Genomic DNA, 14,110 nt, shown 5'->3' with positions numbered 1-14,110 from the left:
AGGCAGCTTAGGCAGCGCCCCGTGGGGCCCGATTGATCTTGCGCAAGCCGCCTGGCCGCGCCGCCGCCGAAGATGGCTGCATGCACCGGTCCCTGCTTAGCCGCGCAGTTCGCTGCGCGGCCTTTTTTTGCTGCCTGTGGGGCTTGGGGGGCCTGGCGGGCTGCGCGGCGCCAGGACCGGCCGGCGGCTGGATGCGCGGCGGCGTCCAGTCCTTCGCGCCGGCGCTGCAGCGCGGGCTGCCCTGGACCATCGGCGTGTATGCCACCGGCAGCCGCCCGGCCGATGCGGCGCAGGCGCCGGCCGACGAGGTGCTGCCCGACCCCGCCGACCCCGAAGGCCTGCTCGACCTGCGCATCGGCGCCGGCTTCTTCATCGACGGCCTGGGCCATGCGGTGACCGCCGCCCACGTGGTGCAGCAGATGCAGCGCACGGTGGTGCGGCTGCCCGACCAGCGGGTGCTGGCCGCCGAGGTGGTGGGCATCGACGACGAGGCCGACATCGCGCTGCTGCGGCTGCCGGCCGATGCCCTGCCGCGGCCGGGCGCCCCGCCGCCGCTGGGCAGCGCACAGCGGCTGCGCCCGGGCGACTGGGTGCTGGCCGTGGGCGAGCCCTATGGCCTGAACCGCTCCGTCACCGCCGGCGTGGTGGGCGGCAAGGACCGCCACTTCGGCGACGACCACGAGCTGCTGTTCATCCAGAGCGACCTGGCGCTGAACCCCGGCAACTCCGGCGGCCCGCTGCTGGACGCGGGCGGTGCCATTGTCGGGCTCAACCTGCGCACCATGGCCGGCGTGTTCGGCACGCCGGGCGTGAGTTTGTCGGTGCCGATCGAGATCGTGCTGCAGATCGCCGCGGAACTGCAGTCCAGCGGCCGCATCCGCCGCCCGCGGCTGGGGGCGCAGTTCGCCGACCTGGCCCCGCCCATGGCGGTGCTGCAGGGCCGGGCCCAGGTGCAGGGCGCGCTGATCGTCGGCGTGGCCAGCGGCAGCCTGGGCGAGCGCATCGGCCTGCGGCAGGGCGACGTGGTGGTGGGCATGAACGGACGGCCGGTGGGTCACAGCGCCGACCTGGCCCGGCTGCTGCTGGCCTGGCGCCAGCCGCTGCACACGCAGTTCGTGGTGCGGCGGGGGCAGCAGGCCCACACCCTGCAGGTGCATGCGGGCGCGCTAGACTGACCGCATGCGGTTGCTGCGCGTGATCATGCTGTGGTGGATGGTGCTGGCCTTGCCGATGCAAGGGCTGGCGGCCACGGCGATGCTGCATTGCGGCGCGGCCGCCAGCGGCGCGATGGCGCATGCCGGCTCGCACCAAGCTCACCAGGACGTCCAGCACGACGGCCTGCACAGCGGCATGGACCACCAGGTCCACGGGAACCATGCGCACCCTGCGGCCGCCACGCCCGATGCCGGCGGCGCCACCGACGGCCTGACGCCGGACGAGCCACCGCCCGGCCCGGCCGCCGGCCCCCTGTCCGGCCATGCCTGCAGCGCCTGCGCGGCCTGCTGCGTGGCCATGGGCCTGCCCGCGGCCATGCCGGTGCTGGCCAGCGCGCCCGCGGCCGCCACGGCCGTCGCCACCCTGGTGGCGCCTGCGCCGTCCTTCCTCACGGCGGGGCCCGAGCGCCCGCCCCGAAGCCCGCGCGCGTGACCCGCAGGCGCCGCGTGCGCCTGCCCAGCGTGCCGTCCGTCCACCGCGCCGCGGTGGGCCGTCCGGCATCACCGCCGATCACTTCGAAGGACGTTTCCATGTCCCATCCGCTCCTGGCCGGGCTGGCGCTGGCCGTGCTGGCCGCCGCCGCCGTGGCCCAGCCCGCGCCCGCGTCCGCACCACCGGCCGCCAGCGCTTCCGCCGACCCCACCGATCCCCGCGCGCCGGTGCCGGCGCCGGTCTACCGCTCCGTGCTCGCCGGCCTGCCGTCGGGCGCGGAGCCACCCGCCGCCGTGCCCTGGCGCGCCGCCAACGACCAGGTCGGCCGCATCGGCGGCTGGAAGGCCTATGCGCGTGAAGCGGCCGTGCCCGCGCCGTCCGCCTCGGCGCCGCACGCCCCGCAGCCGGCGGCCACGCCACCGGTGCATCCGCACGGAGGCCACCGGTGAGCGCCGGTCGTCCGATCCTGCGCGCCGGCATGTGCCCTCGCCATGGCGCGACCTCGGCTGCGCTGGCCGCCGCCGCACTGCTCAGCGGCTGCGCGGCCTTCAGCCCGGATGCGGGCATCGGCCCGGTGCGCCAGACGGTGCAGCAGCGCCTGGGCCAGCCGGTGCAGCTGCCGCATACCGATGCGGAACAGGCCGCAGCGCAGCAGCAGGCGCAGGCCCTGCTGGCGCAGCCGCTGTCGGCCGACGACGCGGTGCGGCTGGCGCTGCTGAACAACCGCGGCCTGCGGGCCGCGCTGCACGACGTGGCCATCGCCGATGCCGAGCGCGTGGCCGCCGGCCGGCTGCCCAACCCAGGCTTCAGCTTCGGCCGCACCCGCCGCGGCGATGAACGCGAGATCGAGCGTGGCCTGCACTTCAGCCTGGGCCGGCTGATCACGCTGCCGCTGGCCAGCGAGGCGGCCACGCGGCGCCAGGCGCAGGCCCAGGCCCAGGTGGCCGGCCAGGCGCTGCAGCTGGCCCATGACACCCGCCGCGCCTGGGTGCAGGCGGTGGCCGCGGAGGAGGCGCTGCACTACAGCGGCCAGGTGCTGCGGGCCGCGCAGGCCAGCGCCGAGCTGGCCCGCCGCATGGCGCAGGTGGGCAACTTCAATGCGCTGCAGCAGGCGCGCGAGCAGGCCTTCTCGGCCGATGCCGCGCTGGCCGCCGCCCGTGCGCAGCAGGCCCGCCTGGCCGCGCGCGAGCGGCTGGTGCGGCTGCTGGGCCTGTGGGGCGAGCCGGCGGCGCGGCTGCAGCTGCCCACCCGGCTGCCGCCGCTGCCGCAGGCCGATGCCCTGCAGCTGGAGCGGCCCGACATCGAGCAGCAGGCCATCGCCCAGCGGCTGGACGTGCAGGCCGCGCGCGCCGGTGCGCAGCAGCTGGCCGGCAGCCTGGGCCTGGGCCGTGCGAGCCGCTTTGTCAACCTGCTGGAGCTGGGCGTGGTGCGCAACTCGTCGAACGAGGAGCCCACCGAGCGCGGCTGGGAGCTGTCGCTGGAGCTGCCGCTGTTCGACGGCGGTGCCGGCGTCGCGCGGGCCGAGGGCTTGTATGGACAAGCGCTGCACCGCGCGGCCGAGACCGCCGTCAACGCCCGCTCCGAAGTGCGCGAGGCCTATGGCGCCTGGCGCTCGGCCTACGACATCGCACGCCACCAGCGCGACGAGGTGCTGCCGCTGCAGGCCCGCATCGCCGAGCAGAACCTGCTTCGCTACAACGGCATGCTGATCGGCGTGTTCGAGCTGCTGGCCGATGCCCGCGCGCAGATCGGCGGCGTCAACACGGCCATCGAATCGCTGCGCGACTTCTGGCTGGCCCAGGCCGACCTGGACATGGCGCTCATCGGCAAGCCCGCCGCCGGCGGCGCGCTGCCCGCCTCCAGCGCCGCTGCGGCCCCTGCCGCCGAGGCGGGCCATTGAAGCCCGCCGACACCGCACAAGGAACCCGACCCATGCTTTCCCGACGCAATCTTCTCGGCGCCGCCGCGGCCACCGCGGCCGTCAGCACCGCCGCGGTCAGCAAGGTGGCGCTGGCTGCGCTGCCCGAGCCGGTGCTGCAGACATCGCCCGACACCATGCCGCCGCTGCAGCCGCCCAACGGCCGGCCCTACAACCCGGTGGTCACCCTCAACGGCTGGACGCTGCCCTGGCGCATGAACAACGGGGTGAAGGAATTCCACCTGGTGGCCGAGCCGGTGGTGCGCGAGATGACGCCCGGCTTCCAGGCCCACCTGTGGGGCTACAACGGCCAGAGCCCCGGCCCCACCATCGAGGTGGTGGAGGGCGACCGGGTGCGCATCTTCGTCACCAACAAGCTGCCCGAGGTCACCACCATCCACTGGCACGGCCAGCGCCTGCCCAACGGCATGGACGGCGTGACCGGCCTGACGCAGCCGGCCATTCCGCCGGGCAAGACCTTCGTCTACGAGTTCGTGGCCCGCCGCCCCGGCACCTTCATGTACCACCCGCATGCCGACGAGATGGTGCAGATGGCCATGGGCATGATGGGCCTGTGGATCACCCATCCCAAGGGCCGGCATCCGCTCATCGCCGAGGTGGACCGCGACTTCTGCTTCCTGCTCAATGCCTACGACATCGAGCCCGGCAGCGCCACGCCGCGGGTGATGACGATGCTGGACTTCAACCTGTGGAGCTGGAACAGCCGCATCTTTCCCGGCATCGACCCGCTGGTGGTGCGCCACAACGACCGCGTGCGCATCCGCGTGGGCAACCTGACGATGACCAACCACCCGATGCACCTGCACGGCCACGAGTTCACCGTCACCGGCACCGACGGCGGCCCGGTGCCCAGAAGTGCCCGCTGGCCCGAGGTGACGACCGACATCGCCGTGGGCCAGATGCGGCAGTTCGAGTTCCTGGCCGACGAGGAGGGCGACTGGGCCTTCCACTGCCACAAGAGCCACCACACCATGAATGCGATGGGCCACGACGTGCCCACCATGATCGGCGTGGACCACAGCGGCGTGGCGCGGCAAGTCACGCAGCTGATCCCCGACTACATGGTGATGGGCGAGCGCGGCATGAAGGACATGACCGAGATGGAGATGCCGCTGCCCGACAACACCGCCGCGATGATGACCGGCACCGGTCCCTTCGGCGCCGTGGGCATGGGCGGCATGTTCAGCGTGCTCAAGGTGCGCCGTGGCCAGCGCCCGGGCGACTACACCGACCCCGGCTGGTTCCAGCATCCGCCCGGCACCGTGGCCCATGAGTTCGCCGGCCCGCTGGCCACGCCGGCGCAGGCGCCCGCGGCCAGTGGCGGCACCTCCATGCCACCCGCCGCCGTGCCCGCCCGGCCGGTGGAAGTGCAGGTGCGCAAGCCGGCCGGTGGCCATGCGCATTGAAGGCCGGCCATCCACAGGAGCAAGCATGAAGACACAACGACGTTCGATGACGCTGGGCCTGCCCGCGGCTGCGCTGCTGCTGGCCGCTGGCAGCCTGCCACGCCGCGCCCATGCGCACGGCGAGGCACCGCATGGCGGCAAGCCCGCGGCCGCCGCCCCGCCCGAGCAGAAGCCCTGGGGCATCGCCGGCCGGCCCGAGGCGGTGCGCCGCACGGTGGCGGTGAAGATGCTGGACAGCATGCGCTTCGAGCCCGCGCAGCTGCGCGTGGCGCTGGGCGAGACGCTGCGCTTTCGCGTGGCCAACACCGGCCGCGCGATGCACGAGTTCGTCATCGGCACGCGTGAGGAAAACCGCGCGCATGCCGAGCTGATGATGAAGTTTCCCGACATGGAACACGACGAGCCCTGGATGGCCCATGTGCCGCCGGGGCGCACCGGGGAGCTGGTGTGGCACTTCAACCGCGCCGGCCAGTTCGAGTTCGCCTGCCTGATCGCAGGCCATTACCAGGCCGGCATGGTCGGCCACATCACCGTGGGAGCATGACGATGCACAAGATGAGCAAGCACCTGGCCGCACTGGCTCTTTCGCTGGCCGGTGGCCTGGCCTGGGCCCAGGCGGGCACACCCGCGCTGACCGATGGCGAAGTGCGCAAGGTGGATGTGCAGGCCGGCCGCATCACCATCCGGCATGCCGAGATCCGCCACCTGGACATGCCGGCGATGACGATGGTGTTCCGCGCGCCGGATGCCGCGCTGCTGCAGCAGGTAAAGCCGGGCGACCGCATCCGCTTCCGCGCGGAGAAGGTGGAGGGCGGCTACGCGGTCACCACGGTGGAGCCGGCAGCGAACTGAGGGCACGGCGCCCCGGCCGCGCGCCGTCGAGCGATCAGGCGGCCTGGGGCGCCACGCGGAAGCTGGCCACCGCCTTCGCCAGGCGGTTGGCGTTTTCCTTCAGCGCATCGGCCGCGGCGGCCGACTGCTCCACCAGTGCCGCGTTCTGCTGCGTCATCTGGTCCACGTTGGACACGCGGCCGGTGATGGCGTCGATGCCCTGGCTCACTTCGGTCACGCGGGTGTGGATGTCGCCGATGGTGCTTTCCACCCGCCGCACGCTGCCCACCAGCTCGCCCATGGTGTCGCCGGCTTCCTTCACCAGCCGGGCGCCGGCATCCACCCGCGACACGCTGGTGTTGATGAGCTGCTTGATCTGCTGCGCCGCCGCGGCGCTGCGCTGCGCCAGGCTGCGCACTTCCGAGGCCACCACCGCGAAGCCGCGGCCCTGCTCGCCGGCGCGGGCGGCTTCCACCGCCGCGTTCAGGGCCAGGATGTTGGTCTGGAAGGCGATGCCGTCGATCACGCCGATGATGTCCACGATCTGGCGCGAGCTGCCGTGGATCTCCTCCATCGTGGCCACCACCTGCGACACCACCGCGCCGCCCCGCTCGGCCACCTCGGCCGCGTCATGGGCCAGCTGGTTGGCCTGCTGGGCCGCGGTGGCCGAGTGGTGCACGTTGTGGGTCAGCACGTCGATGGCGCTGCTCACCTCCTGCAGGTTGCCCGCGGTGGCCTCGGTGCGCTGGCTCAGGTCCAGGTTGCCGGTGGCCACCTCGCTGCTGGCCACCTGGATGCTGTCGGCGCTGCCGCGCACGTCGGCCACGATGGCGCGCAGCGCGGCACTCATCTGCGCCAGCGAGCCCAGCGTCTGCGCGGTCTCGGTGCCGCCTTCCACCACCACGGTGCGCGTCAGGTCGCCCGCCGCGATGTACGCCGCGATCTGCCGCACCGAGGCCAGCGTGGCCAGGATGGAGCGGCCCACCGCATAACCGGCGCCCACCGCGCAGGCCACGGCCAGCAGGGCGAAGCCCAGCAGTGCGGTCTGCACGCGGCCGGTCAGCAGGTCCACGCCGGCGCCCAGCGTGGCCGAGGCCGGTCCACCTGCCGGCGCGCCTCGGCCAGGCGGGTCTCGGCGGCCTTGAAATGGTCGTTGACCTCGCCCAGCGCCGCCGTGGCCTCGCGGGCATCCGGGAAGCGGGCGCCGGTCAGGTCCTTGTAGAAGGCCTCGTAAGCGGCGCGGTAGGCCTTCACATGGCCGGCCACGGCGTCCAGGTGGGTGGCCAGCGGGGCATCGGCCATCGTGGTGGCCACGGCGGACAGTTCGGTGCCGGCGGCCTGCAGGGCCTCGTCCCAGGTCTTGCGGGCGGCTGCAATGGCCTCGTTGTCCAGGTTGTTGGCCACCATCGTCTGCTCGGCGGCACGGGCGCGCCACAGCTGCTGCTCGGCCGCGCTGGCATGCGCCTGCGCCGGAAGGATGCGCTGCTGCAGCACCTCCACCCCGCCGCGGGCCTGACCCACCCCATGCGCACCCAGGGCGGCGATGCCCAGCAACAGCACCAGTACCAGCCCGAAGGCGGCGAGCAGGCGGTGGCGGACGGACAGGCGGCTGAGCATCAAGAAACCCTCACATCGTGGACAACTGACCGGGTTGTCGGCGTGGGTCCGAGGTCGCTTGAGGCGAATCTGCGAGAAAGCTCGGCGCGCACCAGATTCGTGCTTTTCCCGGCCCGGCTTGCCCATCTTGGTGACACTGCCCGCCTCCCTACAATCCGCCGCCTCCTGAACAGCGCCTTGCCGATTGATGCCCCGACCCTTGAAGAACGCCGCCGTTTCCGTCCTGCGCCGCAGCCGCCTGCTGGCCGCGGGCGCCTTGCTGCTGGCCGGCGCCGTGGTGCAGGCCCAGCCCGCCGCGAACGCCGCCGCCTCCACCGTGCCCGCCGGCCGCGAGCCCATCCGCATCGCGATGATCGAAGGCCTCTCGGGCCCGTTCGCCAATGCCGGCGAGGCGGTGTTCCGCAACCTGCTGTGGGCGGTGGAGCGGGTGAATGCCCGCGGCGGCGTCAAGCTGGCCGATGGCGCGCGGCCGCTGGAGCTGGTGCGGCTGGACAGCAAGGGCAACACCGAGGAGGCGCTGGCCATGCTGCGCGCCGCGCTCGACCGCCGCATCGCCTTCATCGCCCAGGGCAACAGCTCGGCCACCGCCGCGGCCATCATCGACGCGCTGGACAAGCACAACCAGCGTGAGCCCCAGCAGCGCGCGCTGTTCCTCAACTACTCGGCGGTGGACACCGCGCTGACCAACGAGAAGTGCAGCTTCTGGCACTTCCGCTTCGACGCCCACACCGACATGCGCCTGGCCGCGCTCACCGATGCGCTGCGCGACGACGGCTCGGTCAAGAAGGTGTACCTGATCGGCCAGGACTACAGCTTCGGCCAGCAGGTGCTCAAGCAGGCGCGCGCCATGCTGCAGGCCAAGCGACCCGACATCGAGTTCGTCGGCGACGAGCTGCATCCCATGGGCCGGGTGAAGGATTTCCTGCCCTATGCCGCCAAGATCCGCGCCAGCGGCGCGCAGGCGGTGCTCACCGGCAATTGGGGCAACGACCTCACGCTGCTGGTCAAGGCGGTGCGTGATGCCGGCGCGCCGGTCAAGTTCTACACCTTCTACGGCAATGCGCTGGGTGCGCCCGCGGCCATTGGCGACGCTGGCGTGGGCACGGTGCTGGCGGTGGCTGAATGGGTGCCCAACCTCGGCGGCCAGGCCTCCGATGCGTTCTACCAGTCGTTCCGCCAACGCTTCCCCGACCCGCGCGACGACTACGTGCATGCCCGCATGCAGTCGATGATCGAGCTGCTGGCCCGCGCGCTGGAGAAGGCCGGCACCGCCGACCCCGCCGCCGTGGCCCGCGCGCTGGAAGGCGCCAAGCTCGACAGCAAGCCCTTCGGCGGCTTCCACGGCGGCACCATGCGCGCGGCCGACCACCAGTTCCAGCAGCCGCTGGTCGTCAGCGTGATGGAAAAGGCCGGCACGCCCGGCGTGCGCTTCGACGTGGAAGGCTCCGGCTACGGCTTCCGCGTGGTGCGCCAGCTCAAGCCCGCCGAGGTGGAGCAGCCCACCAGCTGCCAGATGACCCGGCCCTGACCTTCCAACCCGTTCCAGGAGTACCCGCCATGCGCCCCGCGATCGCCGACCTGCCCGCCTCCAAGATCCGCGAGGTGGCCAATGCCGGCCTCGACCGCAGCGACGTGCTGGCCTTCTGGTTCGGCGAAAGCGACGAGGTCACGCCCGCCGAGGTGCGCGACGCCGCCGCCCAGGCGCTGGCGCGCGGAGAAACCTTCTACTCGCACAACCTCGGCCTGCCGGAGCTGCGCGCCGCGCTGGCCGCCTACACCAGCGGCCTGCACCGGCCGGTGGATGTCGACCGCATCGCCGTCACCTCCTCCGGCGTCACCGCCCTGATGGTGGCGATGCAGATGCTGCTGGGCCCGGGCGACGAGGTGGTGGCGGTGGTGCCGGTGTGGCCCAACCTCACCGCGCAGCCGGCCATCCTGGGCGCCACCGTCACCCGCGTGCCGTTGCGTCCGGGCAAGGAGGGCGCCTGGGGCCTCGACCTGGGCGAACTGCTGGCGGCCGTCACGCCGCGCACGCGGGTGCTGCTGGTCAATGCGCCCAACAACCCGACGGGCTGGACGCTCACCCGCGCCGAGCAGCGGGCGCTGCTGGACCACTGCCGCCGCACCGGCACCTGGATCGTCGCCGACGAGGTGTACGAGCGGGTGTGGTTCGGCGAGGGCCATGCCGCGCCCAGCTTCCTCGACATCACCGAGCCGCAGGACCGCGTGGTGGTGGTGCACAGCTTCTCCAAGAGCTTCCTGATGACCGGCTGGCGCCTGGGATGGCTGGTGCTGCCCGAGGGCTGCCTGGACGACGTGGGCAAGCTGATCGAGTTCAACAGCTCCTGCGCGCCGGTCTTCGTGCAGCGCGGCGGCCAGGCGGCATTGCGCATCGCCGATGCTTTCGTGCCCGAGCTGGTGGGCCGCTTCCAGGCCTGCCGCGACACCCTGCTGCCCGGCCTGGCCGCCATGCCGCGGGTGCAGGTGGCCACGCCGCTGGGCGGGTTGTACGGCTTCTTCCGGGTGGAGGGTGAGCCTGATTCGCTGGCCCTGGCCAAGCGGCTGGTGAGCCGGCACGGCCTGGGGCTGGCACCCGGCGCGGCCTTCGGCGATGAAGGGGAGGGCTGGCTGCGCTGGTGCTTCGCCTCGCGCGACCCGGCGCGGCTGCAGCAAGGCCTGCAGCGCCTGTCTGACGCGCTTGCCATATAATCGCCGGTTCCCCAAAAGGGATTTCGCACGGCATGGGTCGGTTTCACCCGTGACCGCAAGTTGAACCCGAGACCGTCCTGCCGCAGGTTTGCGCATGGCGCCTCGATTACCAGGAACACACCATGGCAACCGCCGACACCAAGAAGGCAGACATCATCCAGGCGCATGCGCGCGGCGCGGCCGACACCGGCTCCCCCGAAGTGCAAGTGGCCCTGCTGACCAACCGCATCAACGAGCTGACCCCCCACTTCAAGCTGCACGCCAAGGACCACCACGGCCGCCGCGGCCTGCTGAAGATGGTCAACCAGCGCAAGCGCCTGCTGGCCTACCTGAAGGACCGCAACAGCGACCGCTACACCGCGCTGATCCAGAAGCTGGGCCTGCGCAAGTAAGCACCGAATGCATGCCGAGAGCCTGTCTGGAATCTCCAGCACAGGCTCTTTGCGTTTTGGAGCTGGTTCGTCCACGGCGCTGCTGTGTCATTCCACCGGGGTCTCGCGGCCCCGCCGGCCCCGGTGGAATGGCATTGCGCCAACAACGATGAGCCTGCCCCGGGCCGTAGGCGCCGCCCGCCCAGGCGCCTGACAACCGGAGAAGAACCCATGAGCCTTTTCAACAAAGTCACCAAGACCTTCCAGTGGGGCCAGCACAGCGTCACGATCGAGACGGGTGAGATCGCCCGTCAATCCAGCGGCGCCGTCGTCGTCGACATCGAAGGCACCGTGGTGCTGGCCACCGTCGTGGCCAAGAAGGACCCGAAGCCGGGCCAGGACTTCTTCCCGCTGACCGTCGACTACATCGAGAAGACCTACGCCGCCGGCAAGATCCCCGGCAGCTTCTTCAAGCGTGAAGGCCGCCCCAGCGAGCTGGAGACGCTGACCAGCCGCCTGATCGACCGCCCGATCCGCCCGCTGTTCCCGGAAGGGTTCATGAACGAGGTGCAGGTGGTGATTCATGTGCTGTCGCTCAACCCGGAAGTGGCGGCCGACATCGCCGCCATGATCGGCACCAGCGCCGCGCTGTCGGTCAGCGGCATCCCCTTCAACGGCCCGATCGGCGCCGCCCGCGTGGGCTACGTCAACGGCCAGTACGTGCTGAACCCCAGCAAGAGCCAGCTGGCCGACAGCCAGATGGACCTGGTGGTCGCCGGCACCGAAGCCGCCGTGCTGATGGTGGAGTCGGAAGCGCAGCAGCTGTCCGAGGAAGTGATGCTGGGCGCCGTGGTGTTCGGCCATGAGCAGGGCAACATCGCCATCCAGGCCATCAACGAGCTGGTGCGCGACGCGGGCAAGCCCGAATGGCAGTGGGAGGCTCCCGCCAAGGACGAAGCCTTCATCGCCAAGGTGACCGAGCTGGCCGAAGGCCCGCTGCGCGAGGCCTACCAGATCCGCAGCAAGCAGGCCCGCACCCAGGCCACGCGCGACGCCTATGCCAATGTGCAGGCGGTGCTGAAGATCGAGAACGTGGACTTCGATCCGGTCAAGGTCGAGGGCCTGCTGTTCGACATCGAAGCGCGCATCGTGCGCAGCCAGATCCTGGCCGGCGAGCCGCGCATCGACGGCCGCGACACCCGCACCGTGCGTCCGATCGAGATCCGCACCGGCGTGCTGCCGCGTACCCACGGCTCGGCGCTGTTCACCCGCGGCGAGACGCAGGCGCTGGTCGTGGCCACGCTGGGCACCGACCGCGACGCGCAGCGCATCGACGCGCTGGCCGGCGAGTTCGAAGACCGCTTCATGCTGCACTACAACATGCCCCCGTTCGCCACCGGCGAAACGGGCCGCGTGGGCTCGCCCAAGCGCCGCGAGATCGGCCACGGCCGCCTGGCCAAGCGCGCCCTGGTGGCGGTGCTGCCCAGCAAGGAAGAATTCCCGTACGCCATCCGCGTGGTCAGCGAGATCACCGAGTCCAACGGCTCGTCGTCGATGGCGTCGGTGTGCGGCGGCGCGCTCAGCCTGCTGGATGCCGGCGTGCCGCTGAAGGCACACGTGGCCGGCATCGCCATGGGCCTGATCAAGGAAGGCAACCGCTTCGCGGTGCTGACCGACATCCTGGGCGACGAGGACCACCTGGGCGACATGGACTTCAAGGTGGCCGGCACCACCGCGGGCATCACCGCGCTGCAGATGGACATCAAGATCCAGGGCATCACCAAGGAAATCATGCAGGTGGCCCTGGCGCAGGCCAAGGAAGCCCGCCTGCACATCCTGGGCTGCATGAGCCAGTCGGTGGGTGAGGCCAAGACCGAGGTGTCGCAATACGCCCCGCGCCTGTACACGATGAAGATCAACCCCGAGAAGATCCGTGACGTGATCGGCAAGGGCGGCGCCACCATCCGCGCGCTGACCGAAGAGACCGGCACCACGATCGACATCGGCGAAGACGGCACCATCACCATCGCCTCGGCCGACGCCGACAAGGCCGAATACGCCAAGAAGCGCATCGAGGAGATCACCGCCGAGGCCGAGATCGGCAAGGTCTACGAAGGCGCGGTCACCAAGATCCTGGACTTTGGCGCGCTGGTCAACATCCTGCCCGGCAAGGATGGCCTGCTGCACATCAGCCAGATCGCGCACCAGCGCGTCGAGAAGGTCACCGACTTCCTGACCGAAGGCCAGATGGTGAAGGTCAAGGTGCTGGAGACGGACGAGAAGGGCCGCATCAAGCTGTCGCTGAAGGCGCTGCTCGACAAGCCGGAAGGCTATGTCGAGGAGGAGCGTCCGCGCCGCGAGTACGGCGACCGTGGCGATCGCGGCGACCGTGGTCGTGACCGTGGCGACCGCCCGCCGCGCCGCGAACGCGAGCCGCGCGAACAGCGTGACGAGGCACCGCAGGCCGCCCCGGCCGCCGATGCACCGTCGTCCGCGCCGTCGTTCGGCAACGACAACGAGCGCCCGCAGCAACCCGAGTGAGCCAAGGTGCCGCGGCAGCTTCGGCCGCCGCGGCCTGGCACGGAGTATTCCGATGAACGCTATCGAGATCGCGGGGCCCGGCGGCGGTCCTGAAGTACTGCGCCTCGTGCAGCGGCCCGACCCCGCGCCCGCCAAGGGTGAGTTGCTGATCGCGGTGAAGGCCGCGGGCATCAACCGCCCCGACGTGCTGCAGCGCAAGGGCGCCTATCCGCCGCCGCCCGGTGCTTCGGACCTGCCGGGCCTGGAAGTGGCCGGCACGGTGGCCGCCGGCAGCGACGACGACCTGGCCGCCGCCGGCCTGAAGATCGGCGACCGCGTGTGCGCCCTGGTGGCCGGCGGCGGTTATGCCGAGCTGTGCACCGCGCCTGCCGGCCAGTGCCTGCCGATTCCGGCCGGCCTGTCCGACGTCGAGGCCGCGGCCCTGCCGGAGACCTTCTTCACCGTGTGGCAGAACGTCTTCCACATCGCGGGGCTGAAGGCAGGCGAGACGCTGCTGGTGCAGGGCGGCTCGAGCGGCATCGGCACCACCGCCATCGCACTGGCCAAGGCCATCGGCGCCAGCGTGATCGTCACCGCGGGCAGCGACGACAAGGTGGCCGCCTGCGTGCAGCTGGGTGCCGACCATGGCATCAACTACCGCACCCAGGACTTCGTGGCCGAGGTGCAGCGCATCACCGGCGGCAAGGGCGCGGACGTGGTGCTCGACATGGTGGCCGGCGACTACGTCGGCCGCGAGATCGAGTGCCTGGCCACCGACGGCCGCCTGGCGCTGATCGCCGTGCAGGGCGGCACCAAGAGCAGCTTCGACGCTGGCCTGGTGCTGCGCAAGCGCATCGCCATCGTCGGCTCCACGCTGCGTCCGCGCTCGGTGGCCTACAAGACCGTGCTGGCCCAGGAACTGCGCGCCACCGTGTGGCCGCTGATCGAGGCCGGGCGCGTCAAGCCGGTGATCCACAAGGTGTTTCCGGCAGCACAGGCGGCGGACGCCCATGCGCTGATGGAATCGAGCAGCCATGTCGGCAAGATCGTTTTGAGTTGGTGATTGGACG

14 protein-coding genes are annotated in these 14,110 nt (G+C 71.5%); 12 read left to right on the top strand and 2 right to left on the bottom strand.

Features of this window, described 5'->3' with window-relative positions; all coding sequences use genetic code 11:
- Window positions 1-191: 191 nt before the first annotated feature.
- The 7 genes from VO99_RS16180 (at window position 192) to VO99_RS16150 (ending at window position 5,844) form a co-directional block, all read left to right on the top strand.
- Window positions 192-1,175 carry a S1C family serine protease gene (locus VO99_RS16180; RefSeq protein WP_052736387.1) on the top strand — a complete coding sequence of 328 codons (984 nt, stop codon included), beginning with the start codon at window positions 192-194 and terminating at the stop codon, window positions 1,173-1,175.
- Window positions 1,176-1,179: 4 nt separating this feature from the next.
- Window positions 1,180-1,647 carry a hypothetical protein gene (locus VO99_RS16175; RefSeq protein WP_046113918.1) on the top strand — a complete coding sequence of 156 codons (468 nt, stop codon included), beginning with the start codon at window positions 1,180-1,182 and terminating at the stop codon, window positions 1,645-1,647.
- A 98-nt stretch (window positions 1,648-1,745) separates the two neighbouring features.
- Window positions 1,746-2,096, top strand: coding sequence for a hypothetical protein (locus VO99_RS16170; protein ID WP_052736386.1), 351 nt, complete (start codon window positions 1,746-1,748; stop codon window positions 2,094-2,096).
- Window positions 2,093-3,547, top strand: coding sequence for a TolC family protein (locus VO99_RS16165; protein WP_232315386.1), 1,455 nt, complete (start codon window positions 2,093-2,095; stop codon window positions 3,545-3,547). The genes VO99_RS16170 and VO99_RS16165 overlap by 4 nt, the downstream gene beginning before the upstream one ends.
- 32 nt (window positions 3,548-3,579) lie before the next feature.
- Window positions 3,580-4,992 (top strand): multicopper oxidase family protein, encoded by a 1,413-nt coding sequence (locus VO99_RS16160; RefSeq protein WP_046113917.1) that lies wholly within the window; start codon window positions 3,580-3,582, stop codon window positions 4,990-4,992.
- Window positions 4,993-5,017: 25 nt separating this feature from the next.
- The gene (locus VO99_RS16155; protein ID WP_046113916.1) at window positions 5,018-5,536 is read left to right on the top strand and encodes a cupredoxin domain-containing protein; all 519 of its coding nucleotides are present in this window, start codon (window positions 5,018-5,020) and stop codon (window positions 5,534-5,536) included.
- 2 nt (window positions 5,537-5,538) lie between these two features.
- Window positions 5,539-5,844 (top strand): copper-binding protein, encoded by a 306-nt coding sequence (locus VO99_RS16150; protein ID WP_310733661.1) that lies wholly within the window; start codon window positions 5,539-5,541, stop codon window positions 5,842-5,844.
- Window positions 5,845-5,878: 34 nt separating this feature from the next.
- Here VO99_RS16150 and VO99_RS30855 read toward each other — a convergent pair whose 3' ends face one another.
- Together VO99_RS30855 and VO99_RS31330 are read right to left on the bottom strand one after the other, a co-directional pair.
- Window positions 5,879-6,895: a methyl-accepting chemotaxis protein gene (locus tag VO99_RS30855; protein ID WP_052736385.1), complete on the bottom strand. Its 1,017-nt coding sequence runs from the start codon at window positions 6,893-6,895 to the stop codon at window positions 5,879-5,881.
- Window positions 6,883-7,440 (bottom strand): Tar ligand binding domain-containing protein, encoded by a 558-nt coding sequence (locus tag VO99_RS31330; RefSeq protein ID WP_046113915.1) that lies wholly within the window; start codon window positions 7,438-7,440, stop codon window positions 6,883-6,885. The genes VO99_RS30855 and VO99_RS31330 overlap by 13 nt, the downstream gene beginning before the upstream one ends.
- A 187-nt stretch (window positions 7,441-7,627) precedes the next feature.
- Here VO99_RS31330 and VO99_RS16135 point away from each other — a divergent pair, with 187 nt between their 5' ends.
- From VO99_RS16135 to VO99_RS16115, 5 genes are all read left to right on the top strand, one after another.
- Entirely contained in the window at window positions 7,628-8,968 is a 1,341-nt protein-coding gene (locus VO99_RS16135) for a branched-chain amino acid ABC transporter substrate-binding protein (protein WP_083440648.1), read from the top strand.
- A complete protein-coding gene (locus VO99_RS16130) occupies window positions 8,947-10,149 on the top strand; it encodes a pyridoxal phosphate-dependent aminotransferase (RefSeq protein WP_259374796.1) in 1,203 nt (400 codons plus the stop codon). The genes VO99_RS16135 and VO99_RS16130 overlap by 22 nt, the downstream gene beginning before the upstream one ends.
- A gap of 122 nt (window positions 10,150-10,271) precedes the next feature.
- Window positions 10,272-10,541 carry a 30S ribosomal protein S15 gene (gene rpsO, locus VO99_RS16125; RefSeq protein WP_046113913.1) on the top strand — a complete coding sequence of 90 codons (270 nt, stop codon included), beginning with the start codon at window positions 10,272-10,274 and terminating at the stop codon, window positions 10,539-10,541.
- Window positions 10,542-10,751: 210 nt separating this feature from the next.
- A complete protein-coding gene (gene pnp, locus VO99_RS16120) occupies window positions 10,752-13,061 on the top strand; it encodes a polyribonucleotide nucleotidyltransferase (protein ID WP_046113912.1) in 2,310 nt (769 codons plus the stop codon).
- Window positions 13,062-13,113: 52 nt separating this feature from the next.
- Window positions 13,114-14,103 carry an NAD(P)H-quinone oxidoreductase gene (locus tag VO99_RS16115; RefSeq protein WP_198156965.1) on the top strand — a complete coding sequence of 330 codons (990 nt, stop codon included), beginning with the start codon at window positions 13,114-13,116 and terminating at the stop codon, window positions 14,101-14,103.
- Window positions 14,104-14,110: the final 7 nt, after the last annotated feature.

Source organism: Aquincola tertiaricarbonis (assembly GCF_000969605.1).
Classification (GTDB): Bacteria; Pseudomonadota; Gammaproteobacteria; order Burkholderiales; family Burkholderiaceae_C; genus Aquincola; species Aquincola tertiaricarbonis.
This window is presented reverse-complemented; position numbering and strand designations above follow the sequence as displayed.

Bases quoted from the DNA above. Each gene is read 5' to 3' on its own strand.
- VO99_RS16180 (WP_052736387.1), top strand. From the start codon at position 192: ATGCGCGGCGGCGTCCAGTCCTTCGCGCCGGCGCTGCAGCGCGGGCTG.
- VO99_RS16175 (WP_046113918.1), top strand. From the start codon at position 1,180: ATGCGGTTGCTGCGCGTGATCATGCTGTGGTGGATGGTGCTGGCCTTG.
- VO99_RS16170 (WP_052736386.1), top strand. From the start codon at position 1,746: ATGTCCCATCCGCTCCTGGCCGGGCTGGCGCTGGCCGTGCTGGCCGCC.
- VO99_RS16160 (WP_046113917.1), top strand. From the start codon at position 3,580: ATGCTTTCCCGACGCAATCTTCTCGGCGCCGCCGCGGCCACCGCGGCC.
- VO99_RS16155 (WP_046113916.1), top strand. From the start codon at position 5,018: ATGAAGACACAACGACGTTCGATGACGCTGGGCCTGCCCGCGGCTGCG.
- VO99_RS16150 (WP_310733661.1), top strand. From the start codon at position 5,539: ATGCACAAGATGAGCAAGCACCTGGCCGCACTGGCTCTTTCGCTGGCC.
- VO99_RS31330 (WP_046113915.1), bottom strand. From the start codon at position 7,440: ATGCTCAGCCGCCTGTCCGTCCGCCACCGCCTGCTCGCCGCCTTCGGG.
- VO99_RS16135 (WP_083440648.1), top strand. From the start codon at position 7,628: ATGCCCCGACCCTTGAAGAACGCCGCCGTTTCCGTCCTGCGCCGCAGC.
- rpsO (WP_046113913.1), top strand. From the start codon at position 10,272: ATGGCAACCGCCGACACCAAGAAGGCAGACATCATCCAGGCGCATGCG.
- pnp (WP_046113912.1), top strand. From the start codon at position 10,752: ATGAGCCTTTTCAACAAAGTCACCAAGACCTTCCAGTGGGGCCAGCAC.
- VO99_RS16115 (WP_198156965.1), top strand. From the start codon at position 13,114: ATGAACGCTATCGAGATCGCGGGGCCCGGCGGCGGTCCTGAAGTACTG.